Origin of the sequence: Gimesia algae (assembly GCF_007746795.1) — a bacterium.
Lineage (GTDB): Bacteria > Planctomycetota > Planctomycetia > Planctomycetales > Planctomycetaceae > Gimesia > Gimesia algae.
Map to the genome: position 1 here is coordinate 3,728,014 of NZ_CP036343.1, position 17,091 is coordinate 3,745,104.

Annotated in this window: 12 protein-coding genes; 4 read left to right on the forward strand and 8 right to left on the reverse strand. The window is 50.1% G+C overall.

The genetic code is table 11. The features are described 5' to 3' along the window. Positions 1–33: 33 nt before the first annotated feature. From Pan161_RS13680 to Pan161_RS13695, 4 genes are all read right to left on the reverse strand, one after another. A complete protein-coding gene (locus tag Pan161_RS13680; RefSeq protein WP_197995905.1) occupies positions 34–999 on the reverse strand; it encodes a glycosyltransferase family 2 protein in 966 nt (321 codons plus the stop codon). Between the two features lie 40 nt (positions 1,000–1,039). Beyond that, entirely contained in the window at positions 1,040–2,110 is a 1,071-nt protein-coding gene (locus tag Pan161_RS13685) for a lysylphosphatidylglycerol synthase transmembrane domain-containing protein (RefSeq protein ID WP_145227848.1), read from the reverse strand. Positions 2,111–2,162: 52 nt separating this feature from the next. Then, positions 2,163–2,570: a hypothetical protein gene (locus tag Pan161_RS13690; RefSeq protein ID WP_145227850.1), complete on the reverse strand. Its 408-nt coding sequence runs from the start codon at positions 2,568–2,570 to the stop codon at positions 2,163–2,165. Between the two features lie 78 nt (positions 2,571–2,648). Continuing rightward, entirely contained in the window at positions 2,649–3,533 is an 885-nt protein-coding gene (locus Pan161_RS13695; protein WP_232103731.1) for an alpha/beta fold hydrolase, read from the reverse strand. A 343-nt stretch (positions 3,534–3,876) separates the two neighbouring features. Here Pan161_RS13695 and Pan161_RS13700 point away from each other — a divergent pair, with 343 nt between their 5' ends. Together Pan161_RS13700 and Pan161_RS13705 are read left to right on the forward strand one after the other, a co-directional pair. Continuing rightward, on the forward strand, positions 3,877–5,967 hold the full coding sequence (locus Pan161_RS13700) for a M3 family metallopeptidase (RefSeq protein WP_145227854.1): 2,091 nt from the start codon (positions 3,877–3,879) through the stop codon (positions 5,965–5,967). Positions 5,968–6,152: 185 nt separating this feature from the next. Beyond that, on the forward strand, positions 6,153–7,472 hold the full coding sequence (locus tag Pan161_RS13705; RefSeq protein WP_145227856.1) for a nucleotide sugar dehydrogenase: 1,320 nt from the start codon (positions 6,153–6,155) through the stop codon (positions 7,470–7,472). Between the two features lie 68 nt (positions 7,473–7,540). Here the strand turns inward: Pan161_RS13705 and Pan161_RS13710 are convergent, their stop codons facing one another. Together Pan161_RS13710 and Pan161_RS13715 are read right to left on the reverse strand one after the other, a co-directional pair. Then, the gene (locus Pan161_RS13710; protein WP_145227858.1) at positions 7,541–8,116 is read right to left on the reverse strand and encodes a DUF1802 family protein; all 576 of its coding nucleotides are present in this window, start codon (positions 8,114–8,116) and stop codon (positions 7,541–7,543) included. Between the two features lie 31 nt (positions 8,117–8,147). Next, positions 8,148–10,094, reverse strand: coding sequence for an FG-GAP repeat domain-containing protein (locus Pan161_RS13715; protein ID WP_145227860.1), 1,947 nt, complete (start codon positions 10,092–10,094; stop codon positions 8,148–8,150). Between the two features lie 152 nt (positions 10,095–10,246). On the opposite strand from Pan161_RS13715, the gene Pan161_RS13720 reads away from it, so the two are divergent. Beyond that, complete coding sequence (locus Pan161_RS13720) at positions 10,247–11,809, forward strand: TrkH family potassium uptake protein (RefSeq protein ID WP_145227862.1); 1,563 nt, start codon at positions 10,247–10,249, stop codon at positions 11,807–11,809. A 62-nt stretch (positions 11,810–11,871) separates the two neighbouring features. On the opposite strand, the gene Pan161_RS13725 is transcribed toward Pan161_RS13720, so the two are convergent. Beyond that, positions 11,872–12,849: a ThuA domain-containing protein gene (locus Pan161_RS13725; protein WP_145227864.1), complete on the reverse strand. Its 978-nt coding sequence runs from the start codon at positions 12,847–12,849 to the stop codon at positions 11,872–11,874. A gap of 217 nt (positions 12,850–13,066) precedes the next feature. On the opposite strand from Pan161_RS13725, the gene Pan161_RS13730 reads away from it, so the two are divergent. Next, a complete protein-coding gene (locus Pan161_RS13730) occupies positions 13,067–14,281 on the forward strand; it encodes an SGNH/GDSL hydrolase family protein (RefSeq protein WP_145227866.1) in 1,215 nt (404 codons plus the stop codon). Between the two features lie 122 nt (positions 14,282–14,403). On the opposite strand, the gene Pan161_RS13735 is transcribed toward Pan161_RS13730, so the two are convergent. Further along, positions 14,404–16,815 (reverse strand): carboxylesterase family protein, encoded by a 2,412-nt coding sequence (locus tag Pan161_RS13735; RefSeq protein WP_145227868.1) that lies wholly within the window; start codon positions 16,813–16,815, stop codon positions 14,404–14,406. Positions 16,816–17,091: the final 276 nt, after the last annotated feature.

Here is a 17,091-nt window from a genome sequence, read left to right on the forward strand (position 1 = left end):
TCGACCTCAATACTTCCTGAACACCAAACATATTCAGATGATAATCTCCTGCTCATTCTGAGTTGCTGTATCGGTGCGTTCAGAAATGCTGTAAGAATCCTGATGACGGCCTGTATAAGCAACAATCAATTCCGCCAGCAATCCCAGGCTGATGGCCTGACCGCCCAGAAAAGTCGCTGCGATTGAATAGGCTAACAGAGGCCGGCTTCCAATCGGGCCGAATCCCATACCAAACACGTTTGTCAAAATCCAGATGAGCCCCAGGTATCCCAGTCCCAGAAATCCAATCAAAAGAAATCCCAGACCAATGGCTCCCAGCATGTGCTGAGGTCGTTGTCCGTACCCTGTTAAAAAGCGGACTGTTAACAGATCGAGGAAGCCCCTGAGGAATCGACGCACTCCGTACTTGGAATAGCCGTGCTGTCGTTCGCGGTGATGCACCGGGATTTCCGTCACTTTAAAACCGCGGGCGTCTGCGAGTACGGGAATGAACCGATGCAGCTCGCCATAAATACGAATTTCTGCAGCGACTTCTTTCCGGAATAACTTGAAGCCACAGTTGTGATCGTGCAGCTGCAGCCCGGTCAGCTTGGCAATCATCCAGTTAAAGACTTTACTCGGGTAGACTTTATGCCAGGGATCAAGGCGGCGTTCCTTCCAGCCATTGACGACATCATAACCCTCGTTGAGTTTCTCCAGAAAGCGGGGGATCTCTTTCGGATTATCTTGCAGGTCAGCATCCATCATCATAATCACCGAGCCCCGGGCGGCTCGCATACCAGCCGTCAATGCTGCTGCTTTGGCAAAATTACGGCGAAAGCGAATCCCGGAAACACGGCCATCTTTCGCAGCCATGCCTGAAATAATTTCCCAGGACCGGTCAGAAGAACCATCGTCAATAAAAATAACTTCGAGATCAATGTTATGCTGCTGACTCGTATCGCAGATCTCCCGATACAGTTGAGGTAGACTTTCGGATTCATTTAACACAGGAATCATGATAGAGAGCACAACAAACACCTTTCGCTCGACAAGTATACTACGACGCTGTTTCATTTGTATCGGGAGTCGGCTGGTTCCGGACTGAACCAGTACCGGATGAAGTCCGACTTCCAAAACGATAGTATAAAACAAAGGCAGACAGTATTTCACTAGCAAATGAAACGATTCGTACCAATATCGCGGCAACAAACGCATTCACATCGCCGATTACAGGAGAACCGGCAAGAATTGCCGAGATTAACCCTTCCCTGACACCCAGACCTGCAGGAGCAAACAACGCCAGAAACCCCAACGCATACGCAGCCGACACGGCAGCCATCCAGCGAGGCCATTCCTGCCAGACCAGACCCTGATCGCTGATCGAGGCCAGAGTCAGCCCCAGGCTCAAACCATGCAGGCTCCAGCTGAGCAGGAACATCAACACGCCTGCATATAACAGTCGCAGGGAAAACTCCGGCTGTGGTTCTTCGACTGTTGCTTCCACATTGGATCGGGAGAACTTTTTCGAAAAAAGATTTAACAGTCGCGCCACCAGAGGCAGAGAGATAAAGAGAACAACCAGAATTAAGGTAGGGACAAGGAAAGGGTGCGATTGAAGATACTGAACCCACGCCGGCCAGTCATCCAGTTGATCGACGTTGATCACAAACGGTATCAGCGCCAGAAACAGGACCAGGCCAACTCCCATGACCGCCAGCGTTTCATACGCGGCTGTCACAGCGGCAATCGAAACACGCACGCCAAATTCTTTGAGCAACGTGGCGCGAATCAGCAGGACGGTCACTTTTCCGGGAATGTACTTTCCCAGATGACCGCAATAATAGGCACGCGCTGTCGGCCAGAAATCGACCTTTTCCCCGGAAGCAAGCAGCAGTTGCCGCCAGAACCAGACGGACGGTAACCAGGCGATGAAATAGCAGATTCCTGACAAAATCAGCCAGACGGGGCTGATTTGAATTTCTGTGATTGCTTCCTGCTGCTGCTCGTAAAGTTGTGAGCCCTGTTGCCAGACAAAGTAGAGTACCAGCGCCAGTAAACCCCATTTCGTCAGTTTCCAGATCAGCGCAGAACCAGTTGTTTTTTTAGAGTCAGCTGATTGATCAGACATGAAAACGGAAACTTCAAGTGAGAACTGTAAAGAAGTATATTCGCAGAACCGGTTAATTGACGGGCTGACTTTTCTGGCTGTTTTTCAGAAATAACTGTTTCACCGAATCTCGCAGCAGAACCACAATCGTGGCGATACCCAACAAGGTACCAAACGGAAAGATCGGACATTCACAAATGGCAACGATCAGACAGAACCGATAGTTTTCATAACGTGCCAGCGACTGACCAGCCAGAATGATACAAAACAGGATCGCGAAACCAATCAGGTAAAAGATGACCCCGAAGCCGATCAGCAGGGAAACTTCTAACTCAGGTCGAGTCTGCCCCAGGTAATCGCGGGTTGCGTCTGACAGGTCCTTCACAACCCAATAAAAAATCAGTGTCACAAAAATATTCAATATTCCATAAATGATCTGTAACTTGGAAAGCAACTGCAGATGTCGCTGATCACGGTCCATACTAAACGCTCATTTCATTCAGACAGGTACATATATGATGTGAAACGATAAAACTGATATCTCAGTTCCGGACAACGATTATGGCACTGTTACTGTCTGAGGTACAGGAATCGGCTGTGGTTTTCCTGAGTCACGAAAAACACCTGTCTCCAGAAATCGCAGTGTATATGAAATCGTTTCCGGATCGTTCATCATGAATGAATGCAGAACGGGTAACATGATAAAATCAGCCGCTCCCGGCAGGCGGGTACTGCTGACGGCGACGGTGCCATCGTTATCGCCACGAATCAGCGGATTGTAACCTTTCAGAGTATTTCGCCCCCCGGCGATCACTCCAAAAGAAAACGGAGGGGTCGGCAGGTTGCTGATAAAATCGCTGTTGACTTCGGTAACCAGTTGCTGACCCGCGGGACCAAAAATGGCTTTGAACAGTAAATTGGAGCGGAAGCGATCAGCCATATCGGCTCCCTGGTTGGGAACTCCCAACATGACCATGCGTTTCACGCGCGGGTCGACAACATCCTGTTGAGCCAGCCATGAGCGAACGATCAGCCCCCCCATACTGTGTACTACCACATTAATCTCTTCGATCCCCTCAAGTGATTGAATTACCTTTCCCAGATAGTTCGCATTTTCGGGAATCGTCCGCTGCGTACTCGGGTAATCAAAGGGGACCACCAGCCAGCCTTTCTGCTGACAGGTCTCTTTCATTTTTACAAACGATTTGGAAGAACGGATGATGCCGTGTACCAATATCACCGCTTTCCCCCGCATAGGTGGGAGTTGTTCGGCTGCTTTAATCTCTTCCAGGCGCTGCTGACAATCTGCCAATGATCCACTGGCATGTCTCTGATCTTTCGGATCCAACAGGCGATAATGCTGGCTGATGACGTGTTGCTGAATCTTCCAGCCCTGAAAAAACTGTACATCCCCCCAGAATTGTCGTCCGCCCATGGTTTTCATGACTAGTTCCTTCGCTGAGTATTTTTCGTTTTTTTTCTTATCTGACGACGGAGAAGTTTCTTCAGCCGGACAGAAAGAAGACAGAAAAAACAACAGTGTCAGTCCAGTCCCGACGGAGAAAAATTGCTTCATATTCTCTGCTCTCCGGTACTAACTTTCCTGTAAAAAAGGTAAACTGCTTTCAGGCATTGTATCGTTTTCCCGAATCCATAAGAATGCCTTTTAAACCAGCGCCTGTTTATTTTATGATAACCTGTCTCATCAGCTGCAGAGCCGGTTTTCGTATCAATAACCTCTCAATTATGCATATTATCAATTCCCCTCGGGAAGGACAGTTTCACAAATGGATCAGCAATCGAGTTTAACAGATAATCCCCTTCTGGTTTTAGAGGGCCTTCCACGTTTCGATCGTATTGAACCGCAACATATTCAGCCAGCTGTCAAAGCACTTCTGGAGCAATCTAAAGCGGATCTGAAAAAAATCGAAGAGGAAGCACAGCCCTCGTGGAAAGGTCTGCTGCGGCCTCTGGAAGAACTGGATTATCCCTGGGAACGTTCCTGGGGTTCAGTCGGTCACCTGCTGGGAGTAAAAAACACTCCCGAAATCCGGGAAGCCTACGAAAGCGTTTTGCCGGACATTGTTGCATTTTCATTAAGTGCCAGACAGAGCAAACCCATCTATGAGACATTAGTCGCTTTGCGAGACAGTGAAAACTGGAATACGCTCAATGATGCCCAAAAACGAATCATCGAGAAACGGATTCTCTCAGCCGAGCTGGCCGGGATTGGCCTTTCCGGAGAGCAATTGACACGGTTCAATGACATCGCCACGGAACTTTCAAGCCTGTCCACTAAATTTGCCAATAACGTACTCGATGCGACCAAAGCATTCACACTCATCATTACCAGCGCTGATGATGTCGCTGGCTTCCCTGACAGCCTCAAGCAACTGGCTGCACAATCCTATAACAGCTGGGATGAAAAAGCGCCTGAGGTCGAAGCGACTCCGGAAGAGGGCCCCTGGCGAATCAGCCTGGACTTCCCCTGCTTCGGCCCGTTCATGCAACACTGTCGCAATCGTGTATTACGGGAAAAGGTCTACCGTGCTTTTATCACTCGTGCATCAGAGGGAGAGATCGATAACACGCCGTTGATTCCTCAGATTCTCAAATTGCGAAAAGAAAAAGCGCAACTGCTGGGATATGCCAACTTTGCTGAAGTCAGTCTGGCAGAAAAAATGGCGCCCAGCATTGATGCCGTACTCGAGATGGAAGAACGCCTGCGGACAGCTTCCTTTGATAATGGCCAGCAGGATTTGAAGGAATTGCAGGACTTCGCCGTAGCGCAAGGCGAAACGGTACCCATTATTCAATGGGACTTCGCCTTCTGGTCAGAACGTCTGCGGGAGCAGCGATTCAGCTATACCGATGAAGAATTGCGACCTTACTTCTCGCTGGAAAAAGTACTGGATGGGCTGTTTCAACTGGTCCACCGTATCTTTGGCATCACCGTAACCCAGGTCACGGATGATATTCCTGTCTGGAATAAGGATGTCCGTTATTTCAACATCGCTGATGAGTCCGGTGAAACGATTGCCGGTTTTTACCTGGATCCCTATGCACGCCCTGCCGACAAACGAGGGGGTGCCTGGATGGATGACTGTCTGGGTCGCAAAATTGTGAATGGAAAAGTACAACTTCCCGTCGCCCATCTGGTCTGCAATTCCACGCCCCCGGTAGGTACAAAGCCCTCACTGATGACATTTCGAGAAGTGGAAACACTGTTCCATGAATTCGGGCATGGCCTGCAGCATATGTTGACAACGATTAACGAAGCAGATGCTGCCGGCATCAATGGCGTGGAATGGGATGCCGTCGAACTCGCCAGCCAGTTCATGGAAAACTGGTGCTATCACAAGCCCACCCTACTGGGGATGGCCAAACATTTCGAAACCGGTGAAACACTGCCCGATGAGCTCTTCGAAAAAATCAAAGCGGCTCGCAACTTCCAGGCAGGCACTCAAATGCTGCGTCAGATTCAGTTTGGCGTTGTCGATTTAAAACTGCACAGCGAATTTAATCCCGATGGCAGTGAATCCGTATTTGACGTGCAGCGTGAAATCAGCCAGAGTACATCGGTCCTGCCGATGCTGCCCGAGGATCGATTTTTATGCTCGTTTCAGCATATCTTTGCAGGCGGCTACGCTGCCGGCTACTTCAGTTATAAATGGGCTGAAGTGCTCAGTGCGGACGCGTTCAGCGCGTTTGAAGATGCGGGTCTTGACGATGAAAAGGCCGTCGAAAAAACCGGACGGCGGTTCCGAGATACAATCCTCGCCATGGGAGGCAGTCGCCATCCCATGGATTTATTTAAAGAATTTCGTGGTCGGGAACCCAGTCCTGAACCACTTCTACGGCACACGGGACTGCTGTAAAACGAGGATAGTTCCAGCACAGGCTGAGCCGGTTTCGAACACTTGTCTAGTAGAAAACCGGTCTCAGCCGTGAATGGTGCCTGACCGCTAAAATGCTTGCAGGAAATAAGTTCGATTGATATGATCCGGCGAATTCAGCTGTATCATTTCCCTGCATTTAGGAACGAAACAAGGACGGTAATTAGATGGCAAATCAGCTTGAGCAGGCGATTAAAGACAAAACGGCAACCATAGGAATTATTGGCTTAGGCTATGTCGGGCTGCCTCTGATTGACGCTTTTGTAAACAGCGGTTTCAAAACCATGGGTTTTGATGTTGATCAAAACAAGGTGGAACAACTGCAGGCTGGTAAAAGTTATATTCAGCACATTCCTTCAAAAACAGTCGCAAACTGGCTGGAGAAAAAGCAGTTCGAAGCAACTGCAGAAGCTTCGCGAATGAAAGAAGCAGACGCCCTGCTGATCTGCGTCCCCACCCCTCTCACACCGAGTCGCGACCCTGACCTGACTTATGTGGAAAAAACCACTGAGGCGATTGCTGCCAGTTTGCGTCCCGGACAGCTGGTCGTTCTCGAAAGTACGACTTACCCGACGACGACCCGCGATGTCCTGCTGCCGATTTTAGAAGCGACGGGGCTCAAAGTCGGCGAAGATTATTATCTTGCGTACAGCCCGGAACGGGAAGATCCCGGCAACCCTGATTTCTCTGCCGCTGGAATTCCCAAAGTGGTGGGCGGGTTAGATGAGAACAGCCTGCGGATTGCCGCCGCTTTATACGAACATGCGGTAGTTAATGTCATCCAGGTCTCCTCAGTGGAAATTGCCGAAGCCTGCAAGATTCTGGAAAACACCTATCGCGCCGTTAATATTGCGATGGTCAATGAACTCAAAACACTATTTGACCGCATGAACATTGATGTCTGGGAAGTCATTGATGCTGCGAAAACGAAGCCCTTTGGCTTTCAGGCCTTCTATCCGGGTCCCGGACTAGGTGGTCACTGCATCCCCATTGACCCGTTTTACCTGAGCTGGCTGGCACGCAAGGAAGGACAGACAACCCGTTTCATCGAGTTAGCAGGGGAAGTCAATACTCGCATGCCACGCTACGTGATTGACCGACTGTCAGAATTTCTCAATCAGCATGCCAAACCACTCAAAGGCAGCAAAATCTGCATGCTGGGTGTGGCCTACAAAAAAGATGTCGATGACCCACGCGAAAGTCCTTCTTTCCACCTGCTCGACCTGCTGCTGGAACGGGGTGTCGAATTTACTTACAACGATCCTCATATTCCGAAACTTCCCAAAATGCGACACCACAATGTTCCTGCAATGGATAGCCAGGAATTAACCCCTGAGTATCTGGCGGCACAGGATTGTGTGCTGATTGCCACCGATCATACAGCTTATGACTATGACTTCATCGTCAAGCACAGCAAGATGATCCTGGACACACGCAATGCAACCAAAAATGTGAAAACGGGACGCGAGAAAATCTTCAAGGCGTAAGAGCACTGACTTATCAAGAACACAGCCCGGCTCCCTGGAACCGGGCTGTTCTCATAGATATGCAGAGGTTATTGAGCGCTGGCAACGACTTCCTGAAACGCCTGCCCTGCTTCCTGGAACTGTTCTGTATTAAGAACGGGCTGCAGATTGCCTGTGGCATAGTCCTGTGAGAGTTCTACCCAGGAATGACAGCCCGCATAACGGGATTCCTGGTCCACTTCAAAAGGATGCTCCAGACGGAATACGCGAACCAGCAATACAAACAGTCCCGGATTTTTATATTCAAACCGCTGCTGAATCGTCTCCTCATTCAACACCTGCAGCGCCTGCAGTCGTAAAAGCTGCGACGGATCCTTGAGCTCCAGAACCGCTTCAACGACAGAATAGAGTGCCAGATTCAACTTCCCGGTAGCTGGCTCCTGAGCCAAAGGCAGACTCAACAGACTGCTTTTCTCAGACTGTAGTTGTTCTGCCCCCTGATGAAAGCGTGTGGGAAACATCCAGAACTCACCGTGCTCAACGCGAAAGCCGGCTTCTCCTTCGTGAATGCCCCCTTTCCGAACAATCACCGATTGAGTCCCCTGCTCCAACGCAGCGCAGACGGCTCCCCATTCTTTCAATGCGATTCGATTCTGTGACTGCATTCGTCTGCCCGATCACGGCTTGAAAACGGAATTACTTCGTTGAACGCGGATTTTGCATCCAGTACAGGTAACCATCTTCGGCTCCGACAATCAGATCGCGCACTCCATCCTGATCCCAGTCAACCGTGCAGGGACTACTGGTGTGCCCGGCCAGTTTTCGCGAACTGAGTGGTCCCATTTTCTTGAGAACCGTTTTCCCATCGACTGTTTTTTCATTGCGGTATAAGTCGGCATTCATACTGTTTACCAGTAAGTCGAGTCGACCATCACCGTCCCAGTCAACCACATGCAGTTTATAGCGTCCACTTCCGCCGGCACGTTTAGGATTGAGTTGAATCGGCTTGAGGGTTTCATCGACAAAGATCCGCTTCCCAGGCAGCAACTTCAAATCCTTACCGGTTCCCGTCCGTTCGAAATATGACAGGTAACCTTCATGGTCCAACATCACCAGATCCATCAGACCATCCTGATTATAATCGACGGCGACAGGCGTTGTACGCCACTGCGTCACCAGTTGATTGCCTCGAGGATTCCACCAGTTCCATTCCGGCTTCGGTATTTCACCATTCCATTCGACTTGAATTGTCTGTGCCGGCGCCAGTTCCGGCCTGGTGCGTGTGCCAATATTCTGGTACCAGAGAATTTCTCCCCAGATCGAATTCACCAGCAAATCGGGCAGGCCATCCTGATTCCAATCCGCCACGGTCTGGGTCGTGTATCCCCACTTTGCTTCACAGGGGCCTTGAATAGAACCATTGGGTCCGGCCTGAATTCGTATCGGCCGTCCTCCCGCCTGCAGATAAACGGGTGCCGCCAGCCTGGGTTGCTGAGGATCCCCATCCAGATTTTCGATCAGGCCAATATAACCTGCTGTATTTCCGACAATCAGATCTTCATCCCCGTCACCGTCCCAGTCGTACGCATAGGGAGTTGCGAGCGCTCCAAACTTGACTCCGGCTGCTTTCTGGCGGAAATAGCGAGGAGGCAGAAACTGAGGCAAGCCCCCCAGAAGCTCTCCCGTATTCTCCATGAAAGCCACGCGGCCATCCTCATCACCAATCACCAGATCGACATCTCCATCCTGATCCCAGTCAATCGCTGAGGGAACAATCATCTGCAGATCCATCTGTAAAGGCTGTCCGTTATTATGTAGTCGACGGCCAGCAACATAACGGGGCTTTGTGCGGGAACCGGTATTCTCAAAATAGGTCAATTGATCCAGAAACTCACCACAGATCAAATCCAGATCGCCATCGTGATCAAAGTCTGCAAAGTTGGGAGAAGGCCAGCCAAACACTTCCAGAGGCTGATCGCCAACTTTGATCTTCGCCGGCTTTTCATATTCCGGTTTTTGATCCGTCCCTGCGTTGTTCAAGACATACACGAATCCATGCAGCGGCCCATTCGTCCATTGCCCTTCTGAATTGTAGGCATCATCCCAGCCATAATCGCCCCAGTCACCGACGGCTACGACCAGATCCTGATCGCCGTCGCCATCATAATCAACATAGTACCATTGGTTGGCACGTACTTTTTTCCCGTGTACATTGCGGTCAACGGGTAAATCACTCAGCTTGTCAAATCCGTGCTTCTTGAAATCAACCACTTCGCGTCCTGATACCAGCACACGCGGGACTCCATTTACATTGGACAGACACGTATTATGATACCCTTTTCCCAGACGAACCCCCGGCTCAAAGACCGGCATTTTATCTTTCCCACTCGAACGGTTTTCGAAAAAATAGGTACCATTGGATGGCTTGTCCGGACAGGAGACCAGCAGATCCATATCGCCATCACCATCAAAATCCAGGGGTAGAGGCCAGGCCCATAAACCAACTCCCAGATCCACTTCGAGGCCTGGATGGTGATAGGTTAACTGTTCCAGTTCATCTGCTTTTGTTACGTCTGCTGCAGCGAAAAACAAACAAACAGAGCACAAAGAAACAACAATTTGATTGCGAGGCGAAGCGACCATAATGGAATTTCCTAAATCGGAATGAGTAGTATCGTTCAATTTGTAATGACGTGCTATAATCCCACGGCTTTTGGTGTACCCCTATTTAACTCGAATCTACTGGAAGAATCCAGTCGTTCAATTCAGTACAAAATCAATAAGTTGAATATATAATGAACTGGTTATTGTTATGTCGTCTGCTGGGGCTTGTGGGCATGCTGGTGGGAGCATCCATGGTCTTCAGTCTCCCCTGGGCTTTCCCCGTATTTGGCGAAGCAACGGAATTCGAGACAGCAGGGTTCTGGGGGATCTGTGGCGCGATCGCCTGCAGTCTGGGTTCCGGTTCCCTGCTCTATCTAATCGGCCGAAAAGAGCATGGCACAATCTTACGGAAAGAAGCGCTGGCCATCGTGGGCCTGAGCTGGATTTATTCCGGAATTCTGGGCTGTCTTCCCTTTCTGTTTTCGGGTTCCATGGTGGCACCCGATGTCCCGATGACGATTCCCGATGCACTCTTTGAATCCATCTCCGGGTTTACCACAACCGGGGCTTCTGTTCTCCGTGAACTGGAAGACCCGGCGCTGGTGCCCCGCTCGGTTCTGTTCTGGCGCAGTTTTACTCACTGCCTGGGCGGAATGGGAATCATCGTGTTGTTCGTTGCCATTCTGAGTCACCTTGGCGCGGGCGGTAAAGCACTCATGAAACGAGAAGTGCCCGGTCCTACCAGCGAAGCGGTCAGGCCGCGCGTGCGGGAATCGGCGATTGTGATGTGGGTCATCTATGTGGCATTCACCCTGGTACTGGCCTTGATCTTGTGGCTGGAAGGGATGAGCGTATTTGATGCGTTCTGTCACAGCTTCGGTTCGATGGCAACCGGGGGATTCAGTACGCACAATGCCAGTGTCGGCTATTTCAACAGCTGGCTGATTGAATTTACAATCGCTGTGTTCATGGTAATCGCAGGGACGAACTTTTCACTCTACTTCCTCTCTCTGAAAAACCTGCGCTCCTCAAAAGATCATTCCTGGAAACATTTCTTTGCCCCTCTGCGAAATGACATCGAATACCGTACGTATCTGATTATTCTGGCTTCGGCTACGATTTTTCTGACTTACAACCTGTTGAGCAATCAGATCTACAACAACCTTCCAGAGGCTTTGCGCTACGCCGGTTTTCAGGCAGTGTCGATCATGACGACCACCGGATATGGAACGGGTGATTTTGATACCTGGAATGAATCGTCCAAAATGCTGTTGCTGTTACTGATGTTTGTCGGCGGATGCGCCGGTTCAACCGCGGGAGGGATCAAAGTCATTCGATTCGTTCTGTTTGCCAAGATCATCTGGCTGGAAATCGAAAAATCATTTCGTCCAAATGTGGTCCGTCCTGTCCGCGTTGGTTCAGCGAATATTGAACAGGGGGTCCGGAATGATGTTACCGTCTACTTCAGCCTGGTCCTGATTATCTTCATTTTCAGCAGTCTGTTACTGACGGCAATTGAACCGAATACCGAATGGCGTATGAATAAGCCCGAAAAACTGATCGACTGCACCAGCGCTGTCGTTGCCACTCTCAACAACATTGGTCCAGGCGTCGGCGAACTGGGGCCCACCGAGAACTACGCCGACTTTACACTCTCCGGTAAAGTTCTGCTGACCCTGCTGATGCTACTGGGACGACTGGAACTGTTCGCCATCCTGGTACTGTTTGTTCCTTCCTTCTGGAAAAACTACTGACAAAAACAGAGCACAGTCTGTATCAGACGGTGCTCTGTGAAAACCGTTCTAATTGTCGCCGGTTATAGTTTTTTCGGCTTTTGCCCTGTTTTGTATTTCCTGGGTCCCGTGCCGGAATTGTTAGGATCGTACTCACCCGCCAGGTCTGTTTTTGCGCCGTCTGCAGGAATTTTGCCTTCCATTCCCAGTGACCACAAGATTCCATTCAGAGCCAGTTTCCTGACATTGGGATCTTTAAAGTCAAATGGGTGTGCAGTCGTTGTGAAGAAAACACGGCCTTTGGACCCATCTTCGCCGGTATAGGTTTTAGTCCAGGCTACCGGATTATCCAGAGGATACTTTTCCAGGTTTCCTTTCATCTCATGCCCGGATTTGAGTGAGTGCCCGGTCAGTAAAGGCTGACTGTCACCTGCCAACTGATGTCCTTCACTTCCTCCGTCGACATGGTACAACCAGGAGTAAGCTTTGTAGGGTTCCACGCCTCGCAGAATCGGGTGATCTTTAGCATCGTCGTTAATCGTCACTTTGGTGAGGTGCTCATGTCCGTCACCGAAGTGGCCGTGATGCGTGATCCATTTCTGTCCAACGAGCTCTGCAATTTTTTTATCATTCCATTCTTTATAAGGACTTTCAGGATCCCGGAAGAGAAATGCATGTGTTGCCGTACGAAAGCCGACGACCGGTTTTCCCGATTTCACGTACTTTAAAAAATACTGAAACTGTTCGGGGGGCAGATCGCGAAATCGAGTGAACAACACCATCAGATCAGCATTATCAAGGGCTTCCAGACCACTGATAGACTTCTGATTTCCCGGCGAGATATTTCCGTCCTCATCCAGGGAATAGCAGACGGTCACATCAAAGCCGTAATCGCGTTTCAGAATTTGAGCCAGCATCGGCATGGATTCTTCAGAGCGATATTCATCGTCCCCGGTTACAAATACAACATGTGGTTTTTCAGCAGCCTGCGTTTCCACAGTAAATAACGATCCCGATACTAGCGAGAAAAAACCAATCCAGAGAAAAGACCACGATTTCATGAATACTCCTGCCAACGCTGAGGGCTTGCGGTGTGCGAAGCAGAACAACCAGCTTCGTTTCAGCTTCCATCGTAGCGAACCCGGTTACCCGAAATCAATTGTTGAACAGGAGAACTCTTGACCTTGGCCCTCAGATTCTGCATGCTGGAATATTGTACTGGTCGCTCTTTTTCCCGTTCACAACAGGAACTACAACCTTTTTTGAGTCTCAATTTATATGAAAAACTTTGCACACAGCGCTCGACTAACCGCTCTTATTGTTCTGCTGACGATCTTTGTATTCAATGCAAGCTTAACCGCTGCGCCTCCGCAGAATCTTCCTGCGGTATCAGACAAGCATATCCATCAACGCGGCAGCTATCTGAACAGTAAGCATCAATTCGAATCGGCCAAAGCCGGGCATGTTGCTTTTCTGGGCGGCTCCATTACGGAAATGAATGGTTATCGCCCGATGGTCATGGCGTTTCTCGAAAAGACTTTTCCGGAAACCAGATTTCAGTTTACGAATGCCGGCATCTCTTCTACGTGTTCCAATACGGGGGCTTTTCGCACCAGTCGAGATGTCTTGAGCCAGGGGCCCGTGGATCTGTTTTTTGTGGAATTCGCCGTCAACGATGACCAGGATGCCGGCCACTCTGAAACCGCCGCCATTCGGGGTATGGAAGGCGTCATTGCCCAGATCCGCCGCCATAACCCAAATGCGGATATCGTGATGGTTCACTTTGTGAATCCCTCGATGCTTGAGACCATTCAAAACAAGAAGAAACCCCTCTCCAGTTCCAGCCACGAGCAGGTTGCCCGCCACTACCAGGTCTCCACCATCGACCTGGCGAGTGAAGTCGCGCGCCTGATTCAGGCAAACCAGCTGACCTGGAAACAGTTCGGGGGCACCCATCCTGCTCAGTTTGGAAATGCCATCTGCGCAGCGATGATTGAGAAACTGTTGACAAAAGCCTGGCAGGAATCGGGAGAACCGGTCAAACATCCTGTTCCCGTGAAATCACTCGATCCTCACAGTTTCAGCAAGGGACACTTTATTGACATCAAAAATGCGAAGATCGAGTCAGGCTGGACGATTGCTGTTCCTAAGTGGGATGACATCCCCGGCAGTAAGCGCAGTCGCTTCACCAGCATTCCCATGCTGTCTGCAGATGAAGCCGGCGCGGAACTGGAACTTGATTTTGAAGGCACTGCCCTGGGCGTTTATGTTGTCGCGGGCCCTGATGCCGGCATCCTGGAAGTCAGCATCGATGGGAGGCCGTTTCAACCATACGACCTGTATCATCATTACAGCAAAGGCCTGCATTACCCGCGTTCTGTGATCTTTCACAGTGAGCTAAAACCAGGCAAGCATCAGGCAAAGATTCGCATCAGTGAGAAAACTTCCAGCAAGGGACACGCCGCGCGGATCATGTCGTTCGAGGGCAATTGAACGATCAATATCAGTCATCTAGAGCGCATCACATTTAACCATAGCGTCTCACAATCTATTCTACTCGGTCCAAATGGCCCTGGAGACGCGACAGTAAAACTGGACACAGTTTAGACGACTGTTTAAAAGAAATCGAGCCGGGCGTCAAACAGTTTCTGGCGGTCGCCTCGATTTTTGAAATCATCCAGCATGGATTCCATATCGGGCCGCAGGAAATCATTGAACTTCCGCTGACCGTCGATGCGCACTTCCAGGCGTTTATCAAAATCGACCAGTTCCGGATTAAGCCAGAGCGTATTGATCTTCCCGCCTGAACTGACATAAATCACATTGCCCAGTTTGATGCTGACCTTCAGGCTCACCGGGCGGGCGCGGAGACGCTGAGTCCCGGTATAGGCAATGGGGCGCATGATTTGAGGCGGAAAGCCTTCTGTGCGAACCCAGTAATACCGGTTATCAATTGGACGCAAAATCTTCTCGTCCAGTTCTTTGGGGTACTTCAGGCGCTGGTGCAGTTCCATCCAGTTAAACAGATTATGAATCTCCTCATAATAGCTTTCATAGCCGCGACCTTTGTACTCGGCATAAATGATATCATAGCCATTGCGCATCATGCGATTGATCACCAGCGAATTATGCTCCAGGGTATCCCGATCGAGTTCGCCTCCCACAATATAGAAGGGCAAATCTTTGGCGTTTTGCCAGTAATGCAGGTTGAACGCACTTGTTTTACCGGCGATCGGCATCACACCCGCGAACAGGCCCGGGTGTGACATCCCGATATCAAAGGCCGCATCAGCGCCGGTTCCGTGTCCCGATAGAAATACACGATCGGAATCCACATTGAATCGCTTGCGTGCATCACGAATCGATTCAATCACTGCGTAATGCGCGGTGACATTGTCCTCGTAATTTTCCTGATCTTTCTGCAGGTATTCCGGGGCAATCACGATGTAACCGCGGCGCTGTGACTGGCCAGGGCCATTCTTAAACTTTCCCCACCAGTTTAAAACAGAGTTCGCATCCAGAGTGGAAGGCCGCAATGCGACAATCATCGGATAGGTGTGATGCGGATCATATTCAATGGGCAACAAAACAGAATAGGAAACGGGCACTTCGGCGTTCGGATCTGTTACGTGGACGGGAAAAGAATCTGCAATATTTCGCACCGGTGCATCCAGAATGGGTGGCAGGAGCGGAATCATCTGTTTGACTACTGCGGCAGAGATGCCTTCCAGCTTACTGAGTGTTCCGAGCATCTGATCGCTCAACTGTTCATTCTCGGTCCTCAGGTATTCCAGCACCTGTGCCCGTGCCGTCCACAGGTTCAACGCGGTATTCAGGTCGGTCACAACATTCGCCGCGCCGACAATCCAGCCTGAATAGGCCAAAGCCAGTTTTTCCCGTGCGGACAGCGAATCATCACTTTCCAGATTCAGGAACGCCCCCAGACGGTTGATCGTTTCGAAATTGAGCTGGGTCATCACCTCGCGACGGTAGGCCTGCAGAAGATTTCGCGTTGCGGCATCTTTAATCTCTGCTTCCAGCTCTCCCAGTCGAATGCGTGCTTTATCAATCTGCTCCTGCTGTTTGTGATAATCATCCTGAACGTCACGGATCTGTCGGAGAATGGACTGCGATACATTATTGGTCGGAAACTTCATAATGGCATTTTGCGCCAGACGATGCTGGCCCGCTTTGCGACGCTGGTTCAGTTCATTCAGCAGTTGCTGGCTATGCAGTGTCCGCAGCTCAGCGACATACGTCGCGATCTTATCTTTATACTCAGGGAAATCAGCTTCGATCTTATCAAAGGCTTCACCGGCGGGAAGATAGAGACCGGCCTGAATATAGAACCGGGCGACCGCGATGCGCTCATTCGGATTCAAGTGATCGATGGCGTTGTTCAGCATGGCATCGAGGACTTCTTCCTTGATCGAAGTCGTACGTAAACCGAGTTCCCATTGCTGCTTGAGCCCCGTCAGCTTGAGGTGATGGGGTGTGATTTCGGTGACACCCTGCAGTAATGGCAGATTGCCTTTACTCGTATTCAAAGTCACGGTCCGCCGACCAAACTTATCGAAATCGGTCACATCAATATAGGACCCAACTGTCTTCAGCATCTGATTCCGGCCTGTGACCTTCTGCGGCAGCTTGAACGTTTCATACCTCGAGAGGTCCTGATCGTTATTCATGCGGACCGTCGTTCGTCGGGGCACAAAATAACGAACCATTCCATCATCGACCAAAATGATCGGATACGATACCAGCTTACGGGGAGGCAGGGTCACTTCGGCATCACTGGTTTCAAGGCGGGCGGCCAGATTTTCCGTCAGCCCCAGAATCGGTACGATAGCACCTCGGATAATCGTGCCATGCTCCAGCTCCACCTCTCCTGCTTGAGCAATCGGAAGCTGAGAAAAATTCACCCCAAGGAGACACAGAATCAGCGCGTACACAAAACGGGATGGCAATAATCGACCCGAGTTGAGTTGGGAAACAGAATCGAATTCAGGAAATAGTCGTACAGTCATATTGATTTCATCGACAGACTGCCTGTCGGAATTTGAGAAATTAAATACCCCTGCTGATTACCTACGCTTCCTGAATCCGTTCATTGGCAATCGTTCGGGATCAATCCCTGATTTTAGCGATGCAGTGCCCAAATACCGGCATAAACAGATAATTGAGGCAATCTGTTCCGACTGAAACGATATTCCGTTTCGCCCCCGAAACAGAAATTCAACAGCATCCAGTATAATCTGCCACATACTCCATCGCCAGATTTTCCTGAGAATCAGCGATATATC